Genomic DNA, 6,381 nt, shown 5'->3' with positions numbered 1-6,381 from the left:
TATGTAATATTTTGCCGTTAACATCCTTTACCTCGACATTTTTTACAGTTCCTTGGTAATAAGGAAGAAAATCTTTAAAGCTGATGTACATCGAAAATATAAATTGCATACCGTTAATCGTAATTTAGAATAATAAACTGAAATATATGAAACAGGCAATGAAATAGCTAAGTTCAGCTAAACCATTGCCTTTAATTCACTAAAATTAATTAAGCTTGTTCTAGCGCTTTTTCAACTTTCTCGAATAAATCCTTAGACAAATTCGGTAATGCTTTTAATCGCAATAAACAGTCTTTCATTTTCTGCTGACGCTTTGCATCAAACTTACTAAATTGAATGAGTGGAGTGATCATTCGTGCTGCAATTTGTGGGTTTAGTTCATTCAATTTAACCAGAATATCGGTTAAATACTCGTAACCTGCTCCACTGGCTTGATGAAATTGATATGTATTCGCTGCAACAAAGAAACCAATCAAAGAACGAACTCGATTAGGATTATTAAAGCTAAAGCTTTCGTGGTTAGTCAGGGCTTTAATCTGAGATAACACATCGGCAGTATTCTGGGAAGCTTGTAAACTAAACCATTTATCCATCACTAACGGTGTAGATACCCATTGCTTTTCAAAATCTTGCATTAAAGCCTGTTGGCAAGATAACTGACCTAAAACCGCCGCTTTAAGTGCTGCTAAACTGTCTGTCATGTTGGTGGCAGAGTGATACTGCTGAGTCACTAAGTCTTCATATTCTGAAGAAACTCGAGATAACAACACTAAACAGATGTTTTTAAACGCACGTGATGCCGCGTCGTCTTCATTAACCAATGAACGATAGCGAGTGACCAATTCATCTAAACAAGCTTCCGCTAGTTCATCTACAACAAACTCTCGCGCTGCCTGCAAAGCATCTAAATCGACGGTTTTGACTTGCTCAATAAGTGCAGCAGCACTTGGGAAAGCTAAAATTTCCGCAACAAGTGCCTTATCGATATTTTCATCTAAAATAACGCCTCTAATAGCCTCAATGACTCTAGCATCAAGATGCATGGTTTCTTTTGCTGCTAATGTCGCAACATTTTGCCAAACCGCTTGACTGAATAACCCGACAGATGCTTCCCAGCGCGCAACTTCACTGGTAGCAAATCGTGTTAAATGCACTAATTGGTCGACATTAAATTCATAATCTAAACGCACTGGTGCTGAAAAGTCTTGCAGCAGTGAGGGCACAGGCATTGATTCAACATCGTTAAATGTAAACGTTTGCTCAGCTTGCTTTACCGCCAATACTTGATTGTTTATCGACTGACCTTCGGCATCTAATAATTCTACGCTGAAAGGTATATGCAACAATTTGCCTTTCTCGCCTTGTGAAGTCACAGATTGTTTAACGGTTAACTGATATTGTTTTTTATCGGCATCAAAGCTGTCAGTCACGCTAACAATGGGTGTACCTGCTTGGCTGTACCAATTTCTAAATAAACCTAAATCGATACCACTCGCTGATTCCATTGCATTAACAAAGTCATCGCAAGTCACAGCTTGTCCATCGTGACGTTCGAAATAGCACTTCATGCCTAATTGGAAATTTTTCTCACCTAAAATGGTGTGCATCATGCGAATGACTTCAGCACCTTTGTTGTAAACAGTCACGGTATAAAAGTTATTCATCTCAATGACTGATTCAGGACGAATTGGATGCGACATTGGGCCTGCATCTTCAGCAAACTGTTGGTTCTTCATTACACGAATGGCTTGAATTCTGTTTACCGCACGAGAACCAAGATCTGAGCTAAATTCTTGATCTCTAAATACGGTTAACCCTTCTTTTAGGCTTAATTGAAACCAATCACGACACGTGACTCGGTTACCAGTCCAGTTATGAAAATATTCATGACCAACAACTGACTCGATACCGTGATAATCTTCATCTGTTGCACTTGCTGTATCTGCTAATACATACTTTGTATTAAAGACATTCAGACCTTTGTTTTCCATCGCACCCATATTGAAAAAATCTACGGCAACAATCATGTAAATATCAAGGTCGTATTCTAAGTCAAAACGGCTTTCATCCCATGCCATCGACTTTTGCAGCGAGACCATCGCATGATCCGCTTTATGTAAGTTTCCTTTATCAACAAAAACTTGTAATTTCACTTCACGGCTACTACGGGTGGTGAATTTATCTTCGAGTAAATCAAAATCACCAGCAACTAAAGCGAATAAATAGCTAGGTTTTGGAAATGGATCTTCCCAGCGCACATAATGACGACCAGCAGTTGTTTCCCCCTTCTCGACAAGGTTGCCGTTACTTAACAAGAAAGGAAATGCAGCTTTGTCTGCTTCAACTCTCACAGTATAAATGGCAAGAACATCAGGACGGTCTAAGAAATAAGTAATTCTTCTGAAGCCTTCCGCTTCACACTGAGTACAGTATGCTCCATCAGACATATACAACCCTTCAAGGCTTGAGTTAGCTTCTGGATCTTGTTTGGTGACCAGTCTCAATTCAAAATCATTTAATTCTGTGGTCACCAATAATTGGCTATCTTGCTCTTTGAAGTCTGCAGGCTGACCATTAATTTCTACTGAGACTAAATTAATCTGCTCACCTACAAGTACTAAAGCTTCATTATGATCGCCAACTCTCTGAACTTTACTCGTTGCGATAACTTCAGTATCTGAGCCTTTTAAATTAAAATCTAACTCGATATGACTTATTGTGAAAGTCGGTGCTTGGTAGTCTTTTAAATGTTTTGCTTGAGCTTGAGTCATAAATAATCCTTGAATAACACTTAGCACTTTATAGGCATAAAATTTACATAATAAAAAACGCGCTTAAAGCGCGTTTTTTGGCAATAAAATAGGATTTATTTCACTGCTGATTTTTTAGCATCAACCATATCTAAGGTGATTAATGCAGTTTCTTCTAAGAATGCATCTGGCACTTCTAATTCATCTTCATCAGACTCTTCAGTATCGGCCATATCATTCTCAGCGACTTCAGTAGAACCTGCTTCAGTTTCAGTAGTCTCTTCATCTTCTTCATCAAGTGAAGCTAAAGGCTCAAGACCATTCTTAACACGACGCTCATTGGTACGGTCAAGAATACGTTTTTCGTCTTCTTCACGTGATGCAATACGCTCACTTTCAACTAATGAAATAGTCTTGTCGTTATGATGCTTTTTAAATTCTGCTATATCATCAAAAATATAACCGAATTCTACATCCGTTTTAATACGTTGCTGATGCTTAGTATCAAGTTTGGTGATCAGCTCTGGATAGATATTGCCAAGTGTTCCGTATTGCGCAACTGGCACTTTATCCCAAGGTAAAGCATTTTTCTCTTCAGATTCACCATATTCGCCCGGCTCTAAGGCACTTGGGAATTTAATGTCTGGTGTTACACCTTTAAGTTGAGTACTGCCACCATTAATACGATAGAATTTTGCGATAGTGTATTGAACATGACCAATTGGTTTTTCATACATATCGTAAATGCGGCCAAGGCTCTTGTGTTGTTGCACAGTACCTTTACCAAAACTTGCTTCACCAACAATTAGTGCACGATCATAGTCTTGGAGAGCTGCGGCAAAAATCTCTGAAGCTGAAGCGCTATAGCGATCGACCATTACTGTTAATGGTCCGCTGTATGCACTTTTTCCGTCATTATCACGATTTTGAGTCACACGGCCATTAGCATCACGAATTTGTACCACTGGGCCCATATCAATAAACAAACCAGTTAATAAAGTCGCTTCGGTTAATGCGCCACCGCCATTACCACGTAAATCGATGATAATACCTTCAACTTTATCTTCTTTAAGTTTGGCAATTTCTTTCTCTACATCAACTGATAAGTTCATGTAGAAGCCAGGAATTTGAATAACCCCCACTTTTCGGTTTGCAAATTCGCCTTCTGAAGGCTCAATTACTTTTGATGTCGCTGCGCGGTCTTCTAAACGAATTTTGTCACGAATAATGGTGACTTCGAATGTTTTAGCATTTGCGCCGCCTTTTTTAGGCAGAATTTCTAAGTTAACTTCACTGCCTTTAGGCCCTTTGATTAACTCAACAACATCATCTAAACGCCAACCAATAACATCAACTATTTCGCCGTCTTTTTGACCAACACCAATAATTTTATCTTCTGGAGACAGCTTTTCACTGCTTGCTGCAGGGCCTCCAGCAACTAAACTTTTAATAACTGTGTAGTCATCGTCCATTTGCAATACCGCACCAATGCCTTCAAGACTTAGGTTCATTTCCATTTGGAAACGCTCTGCATTACGAGGAGATAAATAACTTGTATGAGGTTCTACTGTACGAGCAAAGGCGTTCATCACACCTTGGAATACATCTTCGCTGTGAGTTTGGCTTAAACGCTTAATGGCATTGTTATAACGCTTACCTAATATTTCGACTGTTTCTTCCCAGTCTTTATCGGCAAGTTTGAGGTTCAATGCATCGTATTTAACACGTTGTCGCCACAACTCATTTAATTCTGCTTCATCTTTAGGCCACGCCGCTTCTTCACGATCAAATTCGTAGGCATCATCCGCTTCAGTGAAGTCAAATTCTTTATCTAATAAAGTCAATGCGTAGGCAAAGCGTTCATAACGACGTTTTTGCAATAAAGAAAACATATTAAAGGCAGGTTCGATATTGCCAGTTTTGACCATATCGTCAAACAGATGCTGATATTGTTTAAAGCTATCAACATCTGCTTGAGTAAGCACGTTACGTCTGAAATCTAACTGTTGTAGATATCGGTCGTAAATCAACTCAGAAAAAGCATCATCAAGCTCAAAGCGATGGTAGTGAGAACGAGTGAATAAATTCGTTACCCTCTTACTCGCAACCTTGTGTTGAGGCTCTTGCTCAAGTTTAGGTAACTCGTTGATTTGAATAGTTGGTGAAATTGCCCAAGCCGAAAAACCGACAAATAAAGTGGCAATCGACGCAGCCAAAGTGAGTTTTCGCATCAACAAGTTACTCCTTAAATGATCACGATAATAAAATATGCTCTGCACGTACTTTAACGACTAAACCAGAATCAAGCTGTACATGGACATCTTCTTTCTTGATATCAGTGATAACGCCAGCAACAGGATTTTGTCCTAACTTGACACTAACACGTTGTTTTTGTTTAAGCTCGTCAAATTTTGCAGCAACATAATTAACTTTTGGTGCAGCAGGCTTTTTAGCCTTCGCAGGACGGTCTTTCTTAACAGGAGCTGCTTTTGAAGAAGGTGCTTTTTTAGCTGTCTTCTTAGGGTTTGCTTTAGCTGCTTGCGCTTGACGCTTAGCTTTGGCTTTTTCTTGACCTTCTTTTAAGGTCTGCTGAGCATGATCGATATGCTCTTGTTCAAGTTCACCACAGTCTTGGCCATCAAGATCAATACGTTGAACACCGGTTTTAACACCTTTAAGGTAACGCCAGCTACTTGTATAACGTCTAAGTGCAACACGTAATTGTGTTTTACTTACTTTAGAATCTTCAGCCAACCTTTCAGCTAAATCTTGAAACAACCCAATTTTTAATGGCTTAGTTTCACCTTCTGCTATAAAGCATAAAGGAAATGTTTCATATAAATACGCTAAAACTGCGTTGGTGTCGGTCAACTTGTCTGTTGATTCCATTTTTACTTCCACGTTATATAAGGGGACTGGTTTATAGCTATCTTAGCTAGTTACAGTCGTTTATCTTTCGTTAAACAGAGTCTTGCTTAACGTTCAAATTAGCATTTCCTACATGATTGCTAAAGCAATTGAAACATGCCTTAACAAATTAACTTACTTACCTGCATATTTACAGTAAATAAATTTTGAACATAGTAATGCGTGCAGCTCAGTATTATAAAGCTCGTGTCAGCGATTGCGACCTGCAATTTGGCTTATTTGGTCGCAAATTAAGCAAATAAGCAAGATTCGAAGCTTTTAACTAAGTTTTCTAGGCCTTTTTGATCATCTTTATCAAAACGATTCAAAGAAGGACTATCAATATCTAACACTGCGATCACATCTTTACCATGATGCACAGGTACTACAATTTCAGAATTACTGGCTGCATCACATGCAATATGACCTTCAAATTGATGTACATCTTCAACAAGTTGAGTTTGATCTAATGCCGCAGCTGTACCGCAAACACCTTTTCCAATAATAATACGAGTACAGGCCACTTTACCTTGAAATGGACCCAGCACTAATTGGTCATTACGTTTAATGTAAAAGCCAACCCAATTAATATCGTCTAAATTATCATTCAACAACGCTGAAAAGTTTGCCATACCTGCAATAAGGTCGTCTTCGCCATCCATTAAAGCCAGTACTTGTCGATTTAAGGTGTCATATAATTCAGCTTTCATTCTACTTCCTAACA

Annotated in this window: 5 protein-coding genes; all 5 read right to left on the bottom strand. The window is 38.8% G+C overall.

The features are described 5' to 3' along the window. A partial coding sequence (locus K5Q58_RS14875; RefSeq protein WP_220754703.1) for a DUF2835 family protein occupies positions 1 to 109 on the bottom strand: 109 nt, incomplete at its 3' end. A gap of 100 nt (positions 110 to 209) precedes the next feature. Then, the gene (gene pepN, locus K5Q58_RS14870; protein ID WP_220754701.1) at positions 210 to 2,771 is read right to left on the bottom strand and encodes an aminopeptidase N; all 2,562 of its coding nucleotides are present in this window, start codon (positions 2,769 to 2,771) and stop codon (positions 210 to 212) included. 95 nt (positions 2,772 to 2,866) lie between these two features. Then, positions 2,867 to 4,981: a carboxy terminal-processing peptidase gene (prc, locus tag K5Q58_RS14865; protein WP_220754700.1), complete on the bottom strand. Its 2,115-nt coding sequence runs from the start codon at positions 4,979 to 4,981 to the stop codon at positions 2,867 to 2,869. A gap of 22 nt (positions 4,982 to 5,003) precedes the next feature. Further along, the gene (proQ, locus tag K5Q58_RS14860; RefSeq protein WP_220754699.1) at positions 5,004 to 5,639 is read right to left on the bottom strand and encodes an RNA chaperone ProQ; all 636 of its coding nucleotides are present in this window, start codon (positions 5,637 to 5,639) and stop codon (positions 5,004 to 5,006) included. A 269-nt stretch (positions 5,640 to 5,908) separates the two neighbouring features. Continuing rightward, the gene (locus K5Q58_RS14855) at positions 5,909 to 6,367 is read right to left on the bottom strand and encodes a GAF domain-containing protein (RefSeq protein WP_220754698.1); all 459 of its coding nucleotides are present in this window, start codon (positions 6,365 to 6,367) and stop codon (positions 5,909 to 5,911) included. Positions 6,368 to 6,381: the final 14 nt, after the last annotated feature.

It is taken from the genome of Shewanella sp. KT0246 (genome assembly GCF_019654955.1).
Taxonomy (GTDB): Bacteria; Pseudomonadota; Gammaproteobacteria; order Enterobacterales; family Shewanellaceae; genus Shewanella; species Shewanella goraebulensis.
This window is presented reverse-complemented; position numbering and strand designations above follow the sequence as displayed.